The organism is Xylophilus sp. GW821-FHT01B05 (genome assembly GCA_038961845.1).
In the GTDB taxonomy this organism is placed as follows: Bacteria; Pseudomonadota; Gammaproteobacteria; order Burkholderiales; family Burkholderiaceae_C; genus Xylophilus.
This window is the reverse complement of sequence record CP152408.1, coordinates 1,173,464-1,192,857: the sequence shown is the minus strand read 5'-3', so window position 1 is coordinate 1,192,857 and position 19,394 is coordinate 1,173,464. Positions and strand designations below refer to the sequence as shown.

12 protein-coding genes are annotated in these 19,394 nt (G+C 67.1%); 1 reads left to right on the top strand and 11 read right to left on the bottom strand.

Annotated elements, in window-relative coordinates; genetic code table 11:
• Nucleotides 1-345: 345 nt before the first annotated feature.
• From AAFF27_05580 to AAFF27_05550, 7 genes are all read right to left on the bottom strand, one after another.
• Complete coding sequence (locus AAFF27_05580; GenBank protein ID XAH24665.1) at nucleotides 346-1,239, bottom strand: hypothetical protein; 894 nt, start codon at nucleotides 1,237-1,239, stop codon at nucleotides 346-348.
• Entirely contained in the window at nucleotides 1,236-2,291 is a 1,056-nt protein-coding gene (locus AAFF27_05575; GenBank protein ID XAH24664.1) for a GNAT family N-acetyltransferase, read from the bottom strand. Before AAFF27_05575 ends, AAFF27_05580 begins: the two co-directional genes overlap by 4 nt.
• Nucleotides 2,292-2,559: 268 nt before the next feature.
• The gene (locus tag AAFF27_05570; protein XAH24663.1) at nucleotides 2,560-3,930 is read right to left on the bottom strand and encodes an aminotransferase class III-fold pyridoxal phosphate-dependent enzyme; all 1,371 of its coding nucleotides are present in this window, start codon (nucleotides 3,928-3,930) and stop codon (nucleotides 2,560-2,562) included.
• A gap of 134 nt (nucleotides 3,931-4,064) precedes the next feature.
• A complete protein-coding gene (locus AAFF27_05565; GenBank protein ID XAH24662.1) occupies nucleotides 4,065-5,027 on the bottom strand; it encodes a tripartite tricarboxylate transporter substrate binding protein in 963 nt (320 codons plus the stop codon).
• A 210-nt stretch (nucleotides 5,028-5,237) separates the two neighbouring features.
• Nucleotides 5,238-6,386: a galactonate dehydratase gene (gene dgoD / locus AAFF27_05560; GenBank protein XAH24661.1), complete on the bottom strand. Its 1,149-nt coding sequence runs from the start codon at nucleotides 6,384-6,386 to the stop codon at nucleotides 5,238-5,240.
• Complete coding sequence (locus AAFF27_05555; GenBank protein XAH24660.1) at nucleotides 6,383-7,054, bottom strand: 2-dehydro-3-deoxy-6-phosphogalactonate aldolase; 672 nt, start codon at nucleotides 7,052-7,054, stop codon at nucleotides 6,383-6,385. The genes dgoD and AAFF27_05555 overlap by 4 nt, the downstream gene beginning before the upstream one ends.
• Before the next feature lie 160 nt (nucleotides 7,055-7,214).
• The gene (locus AAFF27_05550; protein ID XAH26164.1) at nucleotides 7,215-8,201 is read right to left on the bottom strand and encodes a 2-dehydro-3-deoxygalactonokinase; all 987 of its coding nucleotides are present in this window, start codon (nucleotides 8,199-8,201) and stop codon (nucleotides 7,215-7,217) included.
• 206 nt (nucleotides 8,202-8,407) lie between these two features.
• Between AAFF27_05550 and AAFF27_05545 the strand changes: the two genes are divergently transcribed.
• Complete coding sequence (locus tag AAFF27_05545) at nucleotides 8,408-9,205, top strand: IclR family transcriptional regulator (protein XAH24659.1); 798 nt, start codon at nucleotides 8,408-8,410, stop codon at nucleotides 9,203-9,205.
• 382 nt (nucleotides 9,206-9,587) lie between these two features.
• Here the strand turns inward: AAFF27_05545 and AAFF27_05540 are convergent, their stop codons facing one another.
• The 4 genes from AAFF27_05540 to AAFF27_05525 form a co-directional block, all read right to left on the bottom strand.
• Nucleotides 9,588-11,324, bottom strand: a complete 1,737-nt coding sequence (locus tag AAFF27_05540) for an ABC transporter ATP-binding protein (protein ID XAH24658.1) — start codon at nucleotides 11,322-11,324, stop codon at nucleotides 9,588-9,590.
• A 14-nt stretch (nucleotides 11,325-11,338) separates the two neighbouring features.
• A complete protein-coding gene (uvrA, locus tag AAFF27_05535) occupies nucleotides 11,339-17,110 on the bottom strand; it encodes an excinuclease ABC subunit UvrA (protein ID XAH24657.1) in 5,772 nt (1,923 codons plus the stop codon).
• 133 nt (nucleotides 17,111-17,243) lie between these two features.
• The gene (locus AAFF27_05530) at nucleotides 17,244-17,390 is read right to left on the bottom strand and encodes a hypothetical protein (GenBank protein XAH24656.1); all 147 of its coding nucleotides are present in this window, start codon (nucleotides 17,388-17,390) and stop codon (nucleotides 17,244-17,246) included.
• Nucleotides 17,391-17,632: 242 nt separating this feature from the next.
• A complete protein-coding gene (locus AAFF27_05525; protein XAH24655.1) occupies nucleotides 17,633-19,333 on the bottom strand; it encodes an MFS transporter in 1,701 nt (566 codons plus the stop codon).
• Between the last annotated feature and the right edge of the window lie 61 nt (nucleotides 19,334-19,394).

Below are 19,394 nucleotides of genomic sequence, written 5' to 3'. Positions count from 1 at the left end.
TCCTCCGCTCCTCGACGCCACAGAGGGGACCCCAGGACTGCCAGTCGGGCCATCGCTACGCTCGGCCCGGTATTGGATGTTGGCTGTTTGGCTTTCGGCTGTCCGCCTGCGCCGTTGGCAGGGCCGAGCAGCACAGCGACGGGCGGATCAGGGATCGCCCTTGTTTGAGCGAAGCGAGTTTGGGCGATACCCCGCCCGGCGCGAGCAGCGCAGGGAACCCCGAAGGGGCCCTGACTCCGGCTCGCCTTTCTTCTGCCTACTCTTCTTTGGCGAAGCAAAGAAGAGTAGGTCGGCCGCCGGGCCGAGACCCGGCACCCGCCGTCAGCAAAACGACGGGTCTATCAATCAGTCACGGCCCAGCCGCGACAGCAAGCGCTGATTGAACAGCCCCTGCCCCGCCTGCCACTCAAGCAACTGCGCAACCGGAATCTCCGTCTCCTGCCCATCCCCCGCACTAAGCCAGCGCTTCCACGCACTGCGGTAGCGGTAAGAAGACACATCCCCAGTGACATCACTGCCCACGATATGCCCCCGCAGCGAAGTGATGACAGCATCGGCATGGTCCTCGCGCAACTGCCCCTGGTCCCAGTTGGTGCGGACCACGTCGGGCGCGAAGGCGTCCTTGTCGATGCTGAGGTAGGTGGGCTGCGGGTGGGCTGACAGTTCGGCGCAGAGTGCGGCGATCAGTGCGTCGCCATCAGCAAAGCCGCGAAAGGCACGGCCCAAACCGAGCCAGCGGGACCAACTGGTATCAACGCCCACGCTCCAGTAGCTGAGCTTGCCGGCGCGCAAGGGCGCCAGGTAGTTCTCCCAGCAATGGCCCCAGCCGATGTCGCCCGAGGTGATGCCGGCCACGTGCACGTGGGCCACCTGCGGCAGCAGCGCGACCTGGCGCACCCACGAGCCGCAGTGCACGCCAAACGGAAAGCGCATGTTGTCCGGGTGGTTGTCCAGCACGACGATGCGCAGCGGGCGCTGCATCACGTTTGCCTGCGCGGCGATGCAGCGCGCGATCAGCGGGCCGCTCAGGTGGTGGAAGTCGCCGCTGCCCATGAACACCGTGCCGTGTTCGGTGAACGCTGGCATGCGCTGGTCGAGCAACTGCGCAAAGGCGCGCATGCGCGGCAGGCCGCAGCCGAAGCGGATGGCTTCTTGCCAAGCGGCCAGGTCGATGCGCTGCTCGCCGGGCAGCGGGCCGACGGAGTTGTCGAGGTCGAGGATGACGGGTGGCGCGCTCATTCTTTTTCGCTCCATTGCCGGTCGCTCTCGAAGCGGCCGGCAAAGCGGCGGCCGATGGCGCGCAGCAGCGGGTTGCGGATGTAGACGGCGTGGCGGGTGAAGCTGAACTGCGCGCCGAGCTGGGCCTTGACCTCGGGGTCGGTCCAGCCGGCAACGTAGTGGCTGAGGCCACGCTCTATGGCGTATTCCAGGTTGACCATCCAGCTCACGAAGTACAGGTTGGCCTCGCGCGCGGCGGGGTAGGCAAAGCCTATGTATTTGTCGATCAGCTTGCCGCCGTGCTCAAAGCACAGGTTCCAGCCCAGCAGCGCACCGTCAGCCGCGCGGCGGTATTCAAAGACGGTGCCGCCGCTGGCTTCGTCGCGAAGCACGGCGGCGAAGAAGTCGCGGGTGAGGCGGTCGAAGTGGACCTCGCTCTGCGCATAGACGCCTTCGTACAGCGCAAAGAAGGCATCGACCACCGCGTCATTGGCAAACGCGGCGCCGGTGGGGATGCGGCGCACCTGCAGCTCGGCACGGCTGCGCAGCTTGCGCTTCAAGTTCTTGCGCCGGCTGGTGGACAGACGCGCCAGGTAGGCGTCGATGTCGGCGAAGTCGATCGGCACATAGGCCAGCGCCTGACCTTCGACCAGGATGAAGCCTTGCTGCTGGCAGGCATCGGCCAGCGCATCGGCAAAGGCGTTGTCCTCGGCCGGCAGCAGCGGCGACTGCTGCGGGATGTCCTTGATGATGCTGAGCCGGTGGCCGGGCGCGAGCTTTGCGCGCACCGATGCAGGCAGCGCCGCGGCGGGCAGCCCGGGCGGGACCAGCGCGTATTCAGACACCGTGGTGCCGACAAAGGCGGTGCGGATGCGCAGCAGGCGCGACCAATGGCGGTGCAGCGGCAGTGTGGCGGCGCGGCGCTTCAGCTCGTCGTCGGCGGTGGTCAACAGATCGAAGGGCGCGGCAAAGGCCGGCGCGCCGGCGCCTGGCAGCAGCGCAAAGCCCTGCGGCGGATGCTGCTGGAAGTGCTCAATGAGCGATGGCGGTTCGAGCTGGAAGCGAAAGGGCATCGGGCAGGAGCGCTGGGCCTTGGTAGTGATTTTTGTAACTACTCACCCCCGTTCGCCCTGAGCCGGTCGAAGGGCTTGGTGATGCGTGGCAGGGCTTCGACAAGCTCAGCCCGAACGGTGTGGGGGCTGAGTAGTTACTGATTTTTAAGAAAAAAGTGCCTGAAAGCCAGACTGGACTAGGGCATATAGCTACTATTAATGTAGCAAATAACAAAGCACCGCCGCCCTCCAGGAGAAGGCGGCGGTGCCGGTCAGTGTCGCGTGGCGCTTAAGCCTTCTTGGCTCGGATCAGCAGTTGTTCCAGCAGCACCAGCGCTTCGTCGATCTCGGCGTTGGTGATCTCCAGCGAAGGCGCGAAGGTGATCACGTTCTTGTAGTAGCCACCCACGTCCAGCACCAGGCCGCGCTTCTGGCCCTTGTATTCGAGCGTGCCTTCCAGGCCCAGGTCGACCATCTTGTCGAGCAGCGCGCGGTTGGGCGTGAAGCCGTCTTCGGTGCAGATCTCGGCGCGCAGCGCCAGGCCCAGGCCGTCAACGTCGCCGATTTCCTTGTGGCGCTTTTGCAGGTCGCGCAGGCCGTCGAGGAAGTAGGCGCCACGGTCGCAGACCTGCTTGCCGAAGTCGATCTCGTGCGTCATCTTCAGCACTTCCAGGCCCAGGGCCGTGCCCAGCGGGTTGGAGGCGAAGGTGGAATGGGTGGAGCCCGGCGGGAAGAGGGTCGGGTTGATCAGCTCTTCGCGCGCCCACAGGCCGCTGAGCGCGTTCAGGCCGTTGGTGAGTGCCTTGGCAAACACCAGCACGTCGGGCTGCACGCCAAAGTTCTCGATCGACCAGAGCTTGCCGGTACGCCAGAAACCCATCTGGATTTCATCGACCACCAGCAGCACGCCATGCTCGTCCAGCACCTTCTTCAGGCCCTTGAAGAAGTTGGCCGGCGGCACGACGTAGCCGCCCGTGCCCTGGATGGGCTCGACGTAGAAGGCGGCGTATTCGCACTGGCGCGTCTTCGGGTCCCAGATGGCGTGGTATTCGTTCTCGAACTTGCGGGCAAATTCCTTGACGATGGAGTCGGAATATTCCTCGGCCGTCATGCCCTTGGGGCGGCGGAACGGGTACGGGAAGGGGATGAACTGCGCGCGGTCGCCAAAGTGGCCGTAGCGGCGGCGGTAGCGGTAGCTGGAGGTGATGCTCGATGCACCCAGCGTGCGGCCGTGGTAGCCGCCTTCAAAGGCAAACATCAGGCTCTTGCCATTGCTGGCGTTGCGGATGACCTTGAGCGAATCTTCGATGGCCTGGGCGCCGCCAACGTTGAAGTGCACGCGGCCTTCACGGCCCCACTTCTTCTCGGCGTCCTGGGCGATCCACTTGGCCAGCTCGATCTTGGTCGGGTGCAGGTACTGGCTGGCGATCTGGGGCAGCTCTTTGAGCTGCTTGATCATCACTTCTTCCAGGCGCTTGTTCTTGTAGCCGAAGTTGACGGCCGAGTACCACATCTGCAGATCGAGGTAGGGCGTGCCGGCCTCGTCGTACATGTAGCTGCCATCGCAGCCAGCGAAGATCTTCGGCGGATTGACGTAGTGGACGGTATCGCCGAAGGAACAGTATTTCGCTTCGTCAGCCAGCAGTTGGGCATTGCTCATGAAAAGAAGACTCCAGGGTCACGGACCACGACAAAGCCCTGGAGTCTGCAGCCGCAACCTTGATCGACTGTCGAGTGTTTGTGTGGGATTCGTGGAGAGCCGGCCTCAGGCAGCCCGGGCCAGCCCCCGCCCACTCAGACTGGCTTAGCGAGCCCCAGCTTTTCCACCAAGGCTTTTTCGCGGCTGTACGTGTCCTCGGCGAACTTGCGGTACTGGGCCGTGCCCATGTAGATCGGCAGCATGTCGTAGCGGTTCAGCGCCGCGACATAGCTTGGGTCTTCCATGGCGATCTTGAAGGCGTCGTGCAGGCGCTTGACCACCTCGGGCGGCGTGCCGCGCGGCGCGCCGATGCCGAAGGGCGAGTTCTGCACCACGTCCAGGCCCAGTTCCTTGAGCGTGGGCACGTCCGGGAACTTGGCCAGGCGCTGCTCGCCCCAGGTGTTGAGCACGCGCAGCTTGCCGGCCTCGACCTGCGGCGCAAAGCCGGTGGAATCGGCTGCGGCCATGACGTGGCTGCCCACCACCGCCTGCATCAGGTCGGCGCTGCCCTTGTAGGGCACGTGGTTGAGCTGGATGCCGAGCTTTTGCGCCACCAGCTCGGTGGTCAGGTGCGGGCTGGTCATGGTGCCGGTAGAGGCATAGCTCAGCTTGCCAGGGTTGGCCCGGGCGTAGGCGACGAAGTCGTTCCAGTTCTTGAACGGGCTGTCGGCCGGCACCACGATGCCAAAGGCGTAGCCGGTGACGTTGATGACGTAGCTGATGTCCTTCACCGGGTCCCAGTTGATCTTGGTGGTGTAGGGCAGGCGGAACACGCCGAGCGGGATCTGCGCCACGGTGTAGCCGTCGGCCGGCGCGCTTTGCAGTTGCTGCGCCGGCAGGGTGCCGCCGGCGCCGGGCTTGTTCTCGATGATGACCGGCTGGCCCAGCACCTTCGAGGCGTTCTCGGCCAGTTGGCGCATGGTGATGTCGGTGGGGCCACCTGCGGGGAAGGCGACGAGGAGCTTGACCGGCCGGCTGGGGAAACTCTGGGCCCGGGCGCCCAATGCGCTGACGGAGGCGGTGGCGGCGGCGATCTGAAGCAGCTGTCTGCGATGCATGAAGGTATTTCCTGGCAAGCGTGTTGATGCGCGCGGGCGCGCGCGGCCGTTATTGCATCCGCACCAGCGCTGCTGGGTAAGACAGGGAAACCCGAGGGTTGTCACCTAGGCGACTTTGTAAAGCTACAAAATATATAGCTATAAGCCCAGGCAGGACCTGGGCTAGATGCATATTTCTATCAGATAACCCGGCACCCAAGGCTCAGGCCATCACCACTCCGCAAAGCTGCCGTCGGCGTGGCGCCAGACCGGGTTGCGCCAGCGGTGGCCTATTGCCGCGCGTTCGCGCACGTATTCCTCATTCACCTCGATGCCCAGGCCCGGGCCGGTCGGGATGTCGACCATGCCGTCGCGGTAGGCAAAGACCTCGCGGTTGGACACATAGTCCAGCAGGTCGTTGGCGGCGTTGTAGTGGATGCCCAGGCTCTGCTCCTGGATGAAGGCGTTGTAGCAGTTGGCGTCGATCTGCAGATTGGCGGCCAGCGCGATCGGGCCCAGCGGGCAGTGCAGTGCCAGCGCCACGTCATAGGCCTCGGCCATGGCGGCGATCTTGCGGGTTTCGGTGATGCCGCCGGCGTGCGACGGGTCGGGCTGGATGATGTCCACATAGCCTTCGGACAGCACGCGCTTGAAGTCCCAGCGCGAGAACAGGCGCTCGCCCAGCGCGATCGGCGTAGAGGACAGCGGCGCGATCTCTTTCAGGGCTTCGTAGTGCTCGGACAGCACCGGCTCCTCGATGAACATGAGCTTGAACTGCTCCAGCTCCTTGACCAGCACCTTGGCCATGGGCTTGTGCACGCGGCCATGAAAGTCCACCCCAATGCCCACGTTCGGGCCCACGGCCTCGCGCACCGCAGCCACGTTCTGCAGGCACTTCTCGACCTTGTCGTAGGTGTCCACGTACTGCAGCTCTTCGGTGCCGTTCATCTTGACCGCCGTGAAGCCACGGTCCACCGCGGCCTTGGCGGCGGCGGCGGTCTCGGCCGGGCGGTCGCCACCGATCCACGAGTAGACGCGGATGCGGTCGCGCACATTGCCGCCCAACAACTGCGACACCGGCACGCCCAGCGCCTTGCCCTTGATGTCCCACAGCGCCTGGTCGATGCCGGCCAGCGCACTCATGTGGATGGCGCCGCCACGGTAGAAGCCGGCGCGGTACATCACCGTCCAGTGGTCTTCAATGTTGCGCGGGTCCTTGCCGATCAGGTAGTCGGCCAGTTCATCGACTGCCGCCGCCACGGTGTGGGCGCGGCCCTCGACCACGGGCTCGCCCCAGCCGAAAACGCCTTCGTCGGTCTCGATCTTCAGGAAGCACCAGCGTGGTGGAACGATGAAAGTGCTGAGCTTGGTGATCTTCATGCGGCGGACTCCTTGTGCGATGCGGATGCGGGATAGGCGGCGCGCCAGGCGGCCACGAAAGCCTGGGCGCGGGTGGCAACTTCTGCGGCCGTGCGGCCGGGCTGGTACAGGGCCGAGCCCAGGCCAAAGCCGCTGGCGCCGGCGGCGGCATAGGCGGCGATGCTGTCGGGCGCAATGCCGCCGACCGGGATCAGGCCCACCGGCGGGCGCAGCACGGCGCGCCAGGCCTTGAGGGCAGCAACGCCCAATTGCTCGGCCGGGAACATCTTGAGTGCGTCGGCCCCGGCGGCCAGCGCGGCATAGGCTTCGGTCGGCGTGGCAACGCCGGGCGTGCAGGCCAGGCCCGCGGCCTTGGCGGCGCGGATCACGGCCGGGTCGGAATGCGGCATGACCACGATCTGGCCGCCGGCTGCGGCAATGTCGGCGCAGGCCGAGGGCGCGATCACCGTGCCTGCGCCCACCAGGCAATCGGCCGGCAGCGCATCGCGCAGCGTGCGGATGCTGGCCAGTGGCTCAGGCGAATTCAGCGGCACCTCGATCAGGCGAAAACCCGCGTCGTACAGCGCATGGCCAATGGCCGCGGCTTCGTCGGGGCGGATGCCGCGCAGGATGGCGATCAGGCCGCATTCGGCCATGGCGGCCTGCAGGGCGGCGGTGGATGCATGCATGGGAGTGTCTCCGTGAGAGGAAATAGAGGGCACTAAGCCCGATGCTGTTCGGTTAGTCCGTTCGCCCTGAGCTTGTCGAAGGGCTTGTAGCTGCGGGCCCAAGGCTTCGACAAGCTCAGCCCGAACGGGGGAGTATTGGTTTGACTGAACAGCATTGGAGCTAAACCAAGCCAGCGGACAGCGCCAGCTGCCACAGGCCGCGCTCGGTGGCCGCAGGCGCCTGGGCCACCGGCCCCAGGCCATAGACCTGCAGCGCCTGCGCATAGCGGCGGCACAGATCCGCCTCGCCGCACAGCGCGATGCGCGGGCGCTGCGGCGCCTGCGCCAGCGCTGCGGCAATGGCCGCCACTTCATGCCCGACCAGCAGGCCCGACAGGTAATCCGCCTGCGCCGTGGCCGGCAGCGCGCCGGTCAGGCCCAGCGTGCGGCTGCTGAAGATGTTGGACAGCACGCCCATGCGGCCGGCCTCTGACGCCGCCACCTGCAGGCCGCGCGCAAAGGCCGCGTCGTCAGCTGTAGCGGCCGGCTGCATGCTGCGGCCCAGAATGGTGTGGCCGCACAGCGCGGCGTAGACCTCGCCGGTCATGAAGGTGTCGAAGTGCACGACCTGGCCGGCGCGCACCGCCACCCATTTGCTGTGTGTGCCGGGCAGGCCGATCAGCACATCGTCCGCCGCCCCCTGGTCAGGCAGCCCGGCGAGCACGCCGGCCACCTGGGTTTCTTCCCCGCGCATCACATTGGGCAGGCCCGCGCGCTCGATCAGGCCGGGGACGATGTGCAGCGGCGTGGCGCCCGCGCGCTCAACCACGGTCAGGCGGCCGCCCAGGCGCTGCAAATCGGCGGGCAGGTCCAGGTAGACCGCCTCGCGCCAACCCTGGGCGCTGCCCACCATGCCGCAGGCCAGCACCGGCAGCGCGGGCTCGGCCCGCAGCCAGTCGCCGCAAGCGGCGTCAAAAGCGCGCTCGAAGGCCTGGGTGGGTTGGGTGTCGGGCGCATCCGCCGGTGCCGGCGGCAGATTCATGATGCCCCAGGGCAGGCGCCGCTGCTCCAGCACCTGGCCGGCGCCACCCAGGCGGTAGGCGCGCAAGGACGAAGTCCCCCAATCGAGCGCGATCAGTTGGGCGGGTGCGGCCAGCGCGGATGTGATCATCGAAAGTCTTGCCTCGTCATCGAGACCGCACCAGGACAAGCCGGCGCGGCAGGCGGATCGGGAAGCCGGAACGGGTACGAAGCTCGTACCCAAGGCCCGGTTCCCGGCGGGAGACGCAGTCTATGCGTGATTGGTCAAAATCTCAATATGTAGACTTTCATCCCATATATAGGGAAAATGACCATAACTTGCCAGACACCAAAATGCCCTCTTCCCCACCCGCAGCCGAGCCCTCCTCCACCGCCCTGGCCGGCACCCAGACCCTCATGCGCGGCCTGGCCATCGTCCAGGCCGTGGCCGACGGCCAGCGCGACCTGAAGGCGCTGTGCGCGCACACCGGCATCGCGCGCAGCACCGCGCATCGCCTGGCCAGCCTGCTGGTGCAAGAGCGCTACCTGCGCGTGCTGCCGGGCACCGGCTATGCGCTGGGGCCGCAACTGATCGAGCTGGGCTTCCAGGCGCGCGAGGGCCTGTCGCTGGTCGAGCTGGCACGGCCGCAACTGGACGCGCTGGCGCGGCATACCGGCGACACCATCCACCTGGTGGTGCGCGAGGGCGACGAAGTGCTGTATGTGGAGAAGATCCCCGGCACGCAGGGCCTGCAGATGCGCTCGCGTGTGGGCCAGCGCATGCCCCTGGCCTATACCGGCGTGGGCAAGGCCCTGCTGCTCGATGACAAAGAGCCCGAATGGCGGCGCGTGTTCGAGGCCGGCAGCGCCGCCGCGCCCCAGGCCGCCAAGCGCATGGCCTGGTCAAGCTTTGCGAAGCGCATGCGCAGCTACGCGGCGGGCGGCTACGCCTACGACCTGGAAGACAACGAGCCCTCGATCCGCTGCGTGGCCGCGCCCATCCGCGGTGCCGACGGCGCCATTGCCGCCGGGCTCAGCGTGACCAGCACCGCGCCCTATCTGTCGCTGGAGCGCATGGAGGAGTTGCGGCCCGTGGTCATGGCTGCGGCTGCAGCGATCTCCGCAGAGCTGGGCTGGCGCGCAGCGCGCTGAAGGGGGGCCTCAGGCCCATCCCTTTCAAGGTCTTTGAGATATCCCTGCGCTGTGTGCCTTGCAGGCGGCGGGTGCCGGGATGTGCGCCCGGCGGCGCAGTCACCTTCTTTTGCTTCGCCAAAAGAAGGTAACCGAAGAAAAGGCGACCCCACGTGCTGCGTCCCCTGCGCTGCGCTGCGGGGCAACCTGCGGTACTCGCGTCAGGCGGGGTCTCGCTCAAACTCGCTTCGCTCAGACAGGAGCGATCCCTTATCCGCCTGCCGCTGCGCTCCTCGGCGCATCCCGAGGGGGCCCGGGACGGCCACACGGGCCGTCGCTGCGCTCGGCTCGGCACCCCACGAGAACTACCGAACAGATCACAAGACCTTGAAAGGGATGGCCCTCAGACCTGCGCGCGGCGGGCTAGCACCGCGTCGCGCGGGCCGGCATCCACCACCTGGCCGGCCTCCACCACCACGACGGTGTCGAAGCGCGCCAGCAGGCTGGGCCGGTGCACCGAGGCGATCAGGCAGGCATCCGGGAAGGCCTCTGCCATGCGCTCGAACACCCGGCCCTCGGCGAGCGGATCGAGCGCGCTGGTGGGTTCGTCCAGCAGCAGCACCGAGCTGCCGCGCGCGGCCAATGCGCCGCGCGCCAGCGCCAGCCGCTGGCGCTGGCCGCCCGAGAGGTTGGCGCCCCGCTCGGACAGCGGGCTGTGCAGGCCATCGGGCATCCTGGCCAGCACCTCGTCGAACACGCCGGTATGCAGCGCGGCCTCGATATGCCGGGGCTCGCCGGGCTGGCCGAAGGTCAGGTTCTCTTCCACGCTGGCCTCGAACACCTCGGCCTCTTGCGGGATCAGCGTGGCCAGGCCGCGCAGCGTGGACCAGGGCACCACCGCGCCGTCGCGCAGCAGCTCGCCCTGCTGCGGCGTGTAGAGCCCGGCCAGCGCGCGCAGCAAGGTGCTCTTGCCGCCACCGCTGGGACCGATGAGGGCCACACGCGCACCGCGCTGCAGCAGCAGGTTCACATTGCTCAGGCCGCCACGGCCACCGTCCGCGTAATGCCAGTTCACGCCGCGCAGTTCCAGCGTCTGCCAGGGCGCATCGGGCACGATGGCCATCACCGGCGCGTCGGGGTCGCCCGGCGCGGCCCAGATCGGCTCGGCGCTGCCGTAGTCGGTATGCATGCGCGCAAAGCTCTGGAAGTTGGAGGCCATCGAGCCGACCACGTTGGCCGCCTGCTGCGCGTACTGGTAGATCATGAAGACCGTGCCCAGCAGCACCGCCTGCCCCGGCGTGCGCGCCTGCAGGACATAGACGACCACCAGGGTCCAGGTCAGCGCCATGCCCAGCAGGTCGACCGCGAACCACTTGCCCTCGTTGACCGTGACCGCGCGGCGCAGCGGCGCGATCACGCCGTCCATGCGCCGGCCCAGCAGCTTGCGGGATGCGGCCTGCAGCCGCAGGCCGATCACCGTGCCGGCATTGCCCACCAGGTCCAGCAGCGCGGCCACGTAGCGGCGCTCGGCGTCGTTCTCGGTGCGGGCCAGCTGCATCAGCGCCCGGTCAAAGCGCAGGATGATGAAGGCAATGGCCACGTAGCCCGTCAGCGCGATGGCGCCGCTGGTGCGCGACAGCAGCGCCAGCGCCACCAGCGGGCCGACGAAGTTGAAGGCGTTCTGCAGATAGCCGAACTGGTTCTGCGCAAAGTCCGACAGCGCGCGGCTGGCCTGCACCACGCGGTGCTGCAGGTCGCCCGAGTGGCGCCCATCACGCCAGGCCAGCGGCGCGGACGCAATGCGCGCATAGAGCTGGTCGGCCATGCGCTCGCGCACCCGCACGCCCACGTTGCGCTCCAGGATGCGGCCCGGGCCGTGCAGAAACCACGACAACAGGTACACGCCCGCCAGGTAGGCAATCCAGCGGCCAGCGCCGGCCATGTCGCCGTGCTGCAACGCGTTAATGGCCTGCGCCGCCAGCCAGGGCATGGTGAGCCGCAACAGCTGCGCACCCGACAGCAACGCGGTTGCGCCCAGCAGTTGATTGCGCTTGCCTTCTGCATGCAGCCAGAGCGCGCGGTACAGCTCGCGCACCGCGCGTGAGGGCGTGGCCACTGCGGGCTGCTCGGCGCTTGTCATGCCTTGGCTGCGGATCAGGCACCGCTGCGGGCAAGCACCCGCTCCAGCGCGCGGCCGGTATGGGTGCCCAGGCGCACCACGTCTTCCGGCGTGGCGGTGGCGACCACACGGCCGCCCTCGTCGCCGCCTTCGGGGCCCAGGTCTATCACCCAGTCGGCCTCGGCGATCACGTCCAGATCGTGCTCAATCACCAGCACGCTGTGGCCGCCCGCCACCAGGCGGTGCAGCACATGCACCAGCTTCTCTACGTCGGCCATGTGCAGGCCCACGGTGGGCTCGTCCAGCACATAGAAGGTGTGCGGAGCCTTTTGCCCACGGCGCGTAATGTCGTCGCGCACCTTGCTCAGCTCAGTCACCAGCTTGATGCGCTGCGCCTCGCCGCCCGACAGCGTGGGCGAAGGCTGGCCCAGCGTCAGGTAGCCCAGGCCCACGTCCTTCAGCAACTGCAGCGGGTGGCTGATGTTGGGCATGGCGGCAAAGAACTCCACCGCCTCGTCCACCTCCATCTGCAGCACGTCGCCAATGCTCTTGCCGCGCCAGGTGACGGCCAGTGTCTCGGGGTTGAAGCGCGCGCCGTGGCAGGTCTCGCAGGGCACCTTCACGTCGGGCAGGAAGCTCATGCCTATGGTGCGCACGCCCGCGCCCTCGCAGGCCGGGCAGCGGCCTTCGCCGGTGTTGAAGCTGAAGCGGCCCGGCGCATAGCCACGCGCCTTGGCCTCCAGCGTCTCGGCAAACAGCTTGCGGATGGTGTCCCAGAAGCCGATGTAGGTGGCGGGGCAGCTGCGCGGCGTCTTGCCGATGGGGGTTTGGTCGACTTCCAGCACGCGGTCTATGGTCTGGTAGCCGTCCAGGCTGTCACAGCCCGTCCACTTGGCGTGCTTGCCCGCATCGTCGGCCTCGCGGCCGGCCTTGGTCGTGCGCTGCTGTACCGCTGCCTGCACATTGACCAGCAGCACGTCGCGCGCCAGCGTGGACTTGCCCGAGCCGCTGACGCCGGTGATGGCCACCAGGCGCTTCAGCGGCACGTCGATATCAACCTCTTGCAGGTTGTGCAGCTTGGCCCCACGCAGCTCCAGCCAGTCGATTTCCGTATCGGGCACAGCGCCGCCGGTCAGCGATGGCGCCACCGGCCGCCGTGCATGCAGCGGGTGCTTCATGGCATGCAGCAGGTAGCGGCCGGTTTGCGAATCACCGGCCTGCTCGATGTCATGCACCGATCCCTCAGCCACCACGCGGCCACCGCGCTTGCCGGCGCTGGGGCCTATGTCGATGATGTGGTCGGCGCGGCGAATGGTGTCTTCGTCGTGCTCCACCACCACCAGAGTGTTGCCCTTCTCGCCCAACTTGTGCAGGGCATTGAGCAATATCTGGTTGTCGCGCGCATGCAGGCCGATGGTGGGTTCGTCCAGCACGTAGCACACGCCCTGCAGGTTGCTGCCAAGCTGCGCCGCCAGCCGGATGCGCTGCGCCTCGCCGCCCGAGAGCGAAGGCGCGCCGCGGTCCAGCGTGAGGTAGCCCAGGCCGACCTCTTCCAAAAATTCAAGGCGGCTGCGGATCTCGGGCACCAGGTCGCGCGCCACGCCGGCCTCGCGGCCTTCGAGCGTGAGCGCGTCGGCCCACATCCGCAGCGTCTGCACGCTGCGCCGCGCCAGCGCGGTGATGGGCGTTTGATGGAACTGCACAGCGCGCGCCGTGGCATTCAGGCGCGTGCCGGCGCAGCCTGGGCAGACGGTGTCGGCCACGTCTTCCACCTCGGGCTCGGCAAAGGTCTGCTCGCGGCCCTTCTGGTCGTCGGCCAGCACGGAATCGTCCAGGGCCTTGCGCTGCTCCTTGGTCAGCTTGACCCCGGTGCCCACGCAGTCCGGGCACCAGCCGTGCTTGCTGTTGTAGCTGAACAGGCGCGGGTCCAGCTCGGCATAGCTGGTGCTGCAAACCGGGCAGGCGCGCCGGGTCGAGAACGCATGCAGCGTGCCTATGCCCGCGGTAGGCGTGCCGGCCTCCATCGCTTCGCGCAGGCCGCCCAGGTCGGACAGCACATGCACCACGCCCTTGCCGTGCTCCAGCGTGCGGGCCAGGGCCTCGCGCAGCGCGGCCTCCTGGCGCGGGTCAACGTCCAGGCTGATGACCGGCAGCTCGATGGTGTGTTCCTTGAAGCGGTCTATGCGCGGGAACTTGGTGGTCGGCAGAAAGTTGCCGTCCACCCGCAGATGGGTGTAGCCGCGTGGGCGCGCCCAATCGGCCAGCTCGGTGTAGACGCCCTTGCGCGCCATCACCAGCGGCGCCAGCAGGCCGATGTGCTGGCCCCGGAAGCGCTTGAGGATTTGCGCGGCAATGCTGTCGGGCGTTTGCGGCTCTACCGCTGCGCCGTCGTGGATGCAATGCTGCGTGCCCAGCTTGACGTAGAGCAACCGCAAAAAGTGCCAGACCTCGGTAGTGGTGCCGACCGTGCTCTTGCGCCCGCCGCGCGACAGGCGCTGCTCGATCGCCACCGTGGGCGGAATGCCGTAGACCGCGTCCACCTCGGGCCGGCCGGCCGGCTGCACGATGCTGCGTGCGTAGGCGTTGAGCGATTCGAGGTAGCGCCGCTGCCCTTCGTTGAACAGGATGTCAAAGGCCAGCGTGGACTTGCCCGAGCCGCTGACCCCTGTCACCACGTTGAACTTGCCGCGCGGTATATCGACGCTGATGCCCTTCAGGTTGTGCTCGCGCGCGTTGACGATCTCGATCGCCGTGGCGCCCTGCGCCGGCCGGGCATGGGCGGCCCGCCCCAGCTTCTGCAGCGGCACGCCTTCTTCTGCCGTATGCGCGCCCACGCCCAAGGCTTGCTCGTACTCGCGCAGCGCGCGGCCGGTGTGCGACGTGAGGTGCTGGCGCACGTCCTCGGGCGTGCCTTCGGCCACCACCAGGCCGCCGCCGTCGCCGCCCTCGGGGCCCAGGTCGATCAGCCAGTCGCTGGAGCGGATCACGTCCAGGTTGTGCTCGATCACCACCAGCGAGTGGCCGGCGTCCAGCAGCCGGCGCAGCGCGCGCATGAGCTTGGCGATGTCGTCAAAGTGCAGGCCGGTGGTCGGCTCGTCAAACAAAAACAGCGTGCCCTTGCGCGCCAATGCCTGCTTGCTGGCGCTGGCGCTCTTGGCCGCCTCGGCCAGGAAGCCGGCAAGCTTCAGGCGCTGTGCCTCGCCGCCCGACAAGGTGGGCACAGGCTGGCCCAGCTTGACGTATTCCAGCCCCACATCGACGATGGGCTGCAGCGCGCGGATCACCTCGCGGTCGTTCTTGAAGTGTTCAGCCGCCTCGCTCACGGTCAGGTCCAACACATCGGCCACGTTCAGCATGCGGCCGCCGCGCTCTACCGTCACTTCCAGAATTTCGGGGCGGTAACGCTTGCCGTCGCAATCCGGGCAGCGCAGGTAGACGTCGGAGAGAAACTGCATCTCCACATGCTCAAAGCCCGAGCCGCCGCAGGTGGGGCAACGGCCATCGCCGCTGTTGAAGCTGAACTTGCTGGCGGTGTAGCTGCGCTGGCGCGAGAGCGGTGCGGTGGCGAAGATCTCGCGCACCGCATCCCAGGCGCCGACATAGCTCACCGGGTTGGAGCGCGCGGTCTTGCCTATGGGCGACTGGTCCACGAACACCACATCGCTGAGGTGGTCGGCACCCAGCAGGCGCTCGTGCGCGCCGGGCGTGTCGGTGGCCTTGCCGAAGTGGCGCGCCAGCGCGGGCGCCAGCACGTCCTGCACCAGGCTGGACTTGCCCGAGCCGCTGACGCCGGTCACGGTGACCAGGCGCTGCAGCGGGATCTCGACCGAGACATTGCGCAGGTTGTGCTCGCGCGCGCCTTCCAGCACCAGGCGCGGCGTGTTGTCACCCACCGGCCGCTTGAAGCCCATGCCGATCTGCTTGCGGCCGCTCAGGTAGGCGCCGGTGAGCGTGTCGGCGCGGCGCAGTTCGTCGGGCGTGCCGTCGAACACGATCTCGCCGCCGCGCTCGCCGGGGCCGGGGCCCATGTCGATCATGCGGTCGGCCGCCAGCATCACGGCCGGGTCGTGCTCGACCACGACCAGGGTGTTGCCGGCATCGCGCAGGCGCTGCATGGCCTCGGTGATGCGGTTCATGTCGCGCGGGTGCAGGCCAATGCTGGGCTCGTCCAGCACGAACAAGGTGTTGACCAGCGAGGTGCCCAGCGCCGTGGTCAGGTTGATGCGCTGCACCTCGCCGCCGGACAAGGTGCGGCTCTGCCGATCCAGCGTGAGGTAGCCAATGCCCACGTCATGCAGGTAGCGCAGCCGCGTGGTGATTTCTTCGAACAACAGCTTGAGCGCCTGCGCATCGGCCTCGCCCGCGGCCGTGCCGTCGCCACGGTGTTCGATGCGGTCAAAGAACTGCCGCAGCCGCTCGATCGGCAGCAGCATCAGGTCGTGCAGGCTGAGCCCGGGCAGGGCCTCCAGCTGCGCGCGCGACCATTTCACGCCGTGGGGCATGAAGCGTTTTTCCGGCGGCAGCACTGCGTCGGCATCGTCCTTGCCGCCGATGCGCCAGAGCAGGCTATCGAGCTTCAGGCGCGCGCCGCTGCAGACCGGGCATGGCGTGTAGCTGCGGTACTTGGACAGCAGCACGCGGATGTGCATCTTGTAGGCCTTGCTCTCCAGGTATTCGAAGAAGCGCCGTATGCCATACCACTGCTTGTTCCAGTTGCCTTCCTTGTAGTTGGGCGTGCCATCGATCACCCAGTGCTTTTGCTCAGGCGTGAGCTTGTTCCAGGGTGTGTCGCGCGGGATGCCTGCCGTCTCGGCGTGGCGCATGAGGTCGTCTTGCGCTTCTTTCCAGGCCGGTGTCTGTATGGTCTTGATGGCACCGGCGCGCAGCGTCTTCTTCTCGTCCGGGATCACCAGGCCGTAGTCCACGCCAATCACGCGGCCAAAGCCGCGGCAGGTCTCGCAGGCACCAGCCGGCGAGTTGAACGAGAACATCGAGGGAATCGGCTCGACATAGCGCCGGTCGCTTTCCGGGCAGTGCAGGCCGGTGGAGAACTTCCAGATCTCGGCCTCACCGCCTTCTTCACGCAAACGGTACACATTGAGCCGGCCACCGCCGCGCTTCAACGCGGTCTCTATCGCCTCGACCGCGCGGGCGTTCTCCACCGTGCCAGCGCGGAAGCGGTCAGCCACTACATCCAGCACTTTGCGCGGGCCAGTGGGCGTTGCCACTTCGCGCTCCGCCTGCACACGGGTAAAGCCGCTGGCCGACAGCCACTGCTCGATTTCCGCAGCGCTGGTGCCCGCCGGCAGTTCCACCGGGAAAGTCACCACCAGGCGCGGCTCCTGGCCACCATCCTGCTGCGCAGCGGCCGCAGCGCGGGCGCGCAGTTCGGCCAGGATGGTGTCGGGCGAATCGTGCCGTACCGGCAAGGCGGTATCACGGTCGAACAGCTGGGCGGCCCGGGCGTAGAGCAGCTTCAGGTGGTCGTTCAGTTCGGTCATGGTGCCCACCGTGGAGCGCGAGGAGCGCACCGGGTTGGTCTGGTCGATGGCGATGGCCGGCGGCACGCCTTCCACCCGGTCCACCGCGGGCTTGTCCATGCGGTCGAGGAACTGGCGCGCGTAGGCGGAGAAGGTCTCCACGTAGCGGCGCTGGCCTTCGGCGTACAGGGTGTCGAACACCAGGCTCGACTTGCCCGAGCCGCTGGGCCCGGTCACCACCGTCAGCTCACCGGTGCGGATGTCGAGATCCAGGTTCTTGAGGTTGTGCTGGCGTGCACCGCGAATGCGGATGGTTCCCTGGGACATGGGCTGGTCTTGGTGAGAAGTGCGGAGGTGAGGCGGAACATTCTAGGGATGCCGCGTGTCGCCGTCTGCCATGGGGTCATGGGCCGCTCCGGGCCCATTTCCCGCCAACTCAGCCTACTGCCAGCCTACTGACTCACTTCGAATCGGCCGCTGGAGCAGCCGGGGCGTGCATGTCGCCGCTGTGCTGCTCGCCGCCCATGTCGATCTTGTCACCAGCCTTCATGAGCGCGAACAGGGAAATGGCAGCAAAGATGGCAAAGCCGATAGCGATTTTCAACATGGTGGGTCCTGGGGTCGTGCAATAAAAAAGGGCCCGCGCCGCCCATGCGGTGGGGCCCCAGGGGGACTGCGCTGCGCTGCGGATGTCAGCTATGCCGCAGCACACGCAACAGAAAGGCACCCAAGGCCGCAGAGCAGGCCATGCCAGAAACACCGTGGAACCGGCTTTGCCGGGCCACTGGTGTTGCCCCCTGCAAGGGGGTTGGCGAAGACGCGAAGCGCGCAGCCTGGGGGTGTGCCATCTCAGTCGTTGGCGTAGATATCCACGTCCTTGGTCTCGCGGATGAAGATCGTGCCAATCACCAGGGTGATGCCGGCGATGATGATCGGGTACCAGAGGCCGTTGTACATATTGCCGGTAGACGCCACGATGGCGAAGGCCGTGGTCGGCAGCAGGCCGCCGAACCAGCCGTTACCAATGTGATACGGCAGGCTCATCGAGGTGTAGCGGATGCGCGTGGGGAACAGCTCGACCAGCATGGCGGCGATCGGGCCGTAGACCATGGTCACCAGCAGCACCAGCCAGAACAGCAGCACCACCGTCAGCACCTTGTTCGTCTTCGCCGGATCGGCTTTGGCCGGGTAGCCCGCGATCTTCAGGTCTTCGGCCATGCCCTTCTTGAAGGCGGCGATGTCCTTGGCAGAGGCTTCGTCGAACTTGAGGTTGACGACGTTGCCGATGGGGGCCTCGACCGTCTTGTCGCCGATCTTCACGACGGCCTTCGAGCCCGCCGGGCCGGCCACGTTCTCATAGCTCACCGAGTTCTGCACCAGGTAGCGCTTGGCAATGTCGCACGAGCTCTTGAAGTCGATCTCGCGCGCCACCGGGTTGCCCTGGAAGGAGCAGGTTGCCGGGTCAGCCGTCACTACAACACCCGCCGTGGCTTGCGCGCGGGCCAGGTCGGGGTTGGCGGCTTCGGTCAGCATCTTGAAGACCGGGAAGTAGGTGACCACGGCCAGCAGGCAGCCGGCCATGATGATGGGCTTGCGGCCGATCTTGTCGGACAGCGTGCCAAACACCACGAAGAAAGGCGTGCCCAGCAGCAGTGCGGCGGCAATCATCAGGTTGGCGCTGGTCGCATCGACCTTGAGCTGCTGCGTAAGGAAGAACAGCGCATAGAACTGCCCCGAGTACCAGACCACGGCCTGGCCGGCGGTCAGGCCGATCAGCGCCAGGATCACGATCTTCAGGTTCTTCCACTGGCCGAAGGACTCGGACAGCGGCGCCTTCGAGGTCTTGCCCTCGGCCTTCATCTTCTGGAAGGCTGGCGACTCGCTCAGCGACAGGCGGATCCATACCGAGACGCCCAGCAGCGCGATCGACAGCAGGAACGGAATGCGCCAGCCCCAGTCGCCAAAGGCCTCTTCACCCAGCCAGGTGCGCACACCCAGGATCACCAGCAGGCTCAGGAACAGGCCCAGCGTGGCGGTGGTCTGGATCCATGAGGTGTAGGCGCCGCGCTTGCCATGCGGCGCATGCTCGGCCACGTAGGTGGCGGCACCGCCGTACTCACCGCCCAGCGCCAGGCCTTGCAGCATGCGCAGCGCGATCAGGATCACCGGCGCGGCGACGCCGATGGTGGCGTAGCTGGGCAAGAGGCCGACGATGAAGGTCGACAAGCCCATGATCAGGATGGTGACCAGGAAGGTGTACTTGCGCCCGATCATGTCGCCCAGGCGGCCGAACACGATGGCGCCAAACGGCCGCACCAGGAAGCCCGCGGCAAAGGCCAGCAGCGCAAAGATGAAGGCGGCGCCCGCATCCAGCCCGCTGAAGAACTGCTTGGCGATGATCGCCGCCAGCGAGCCGTAGAGGTAGAAGTCATACCACTCGAACACCGTGCCAAGCGAAGAGGCAAAGATGACCTTCTTCTCTTCCTTGGTCATGGGCCGCTCGGCCTGGTTCGGCGGCACCCGGCCGCCAGTGGAGGAAATCGTCGACATGTCAGTCTCCTTGTAGGAATGGTCGCCCGGGCACCACGGCACCCACGGGCGATGGCGCATT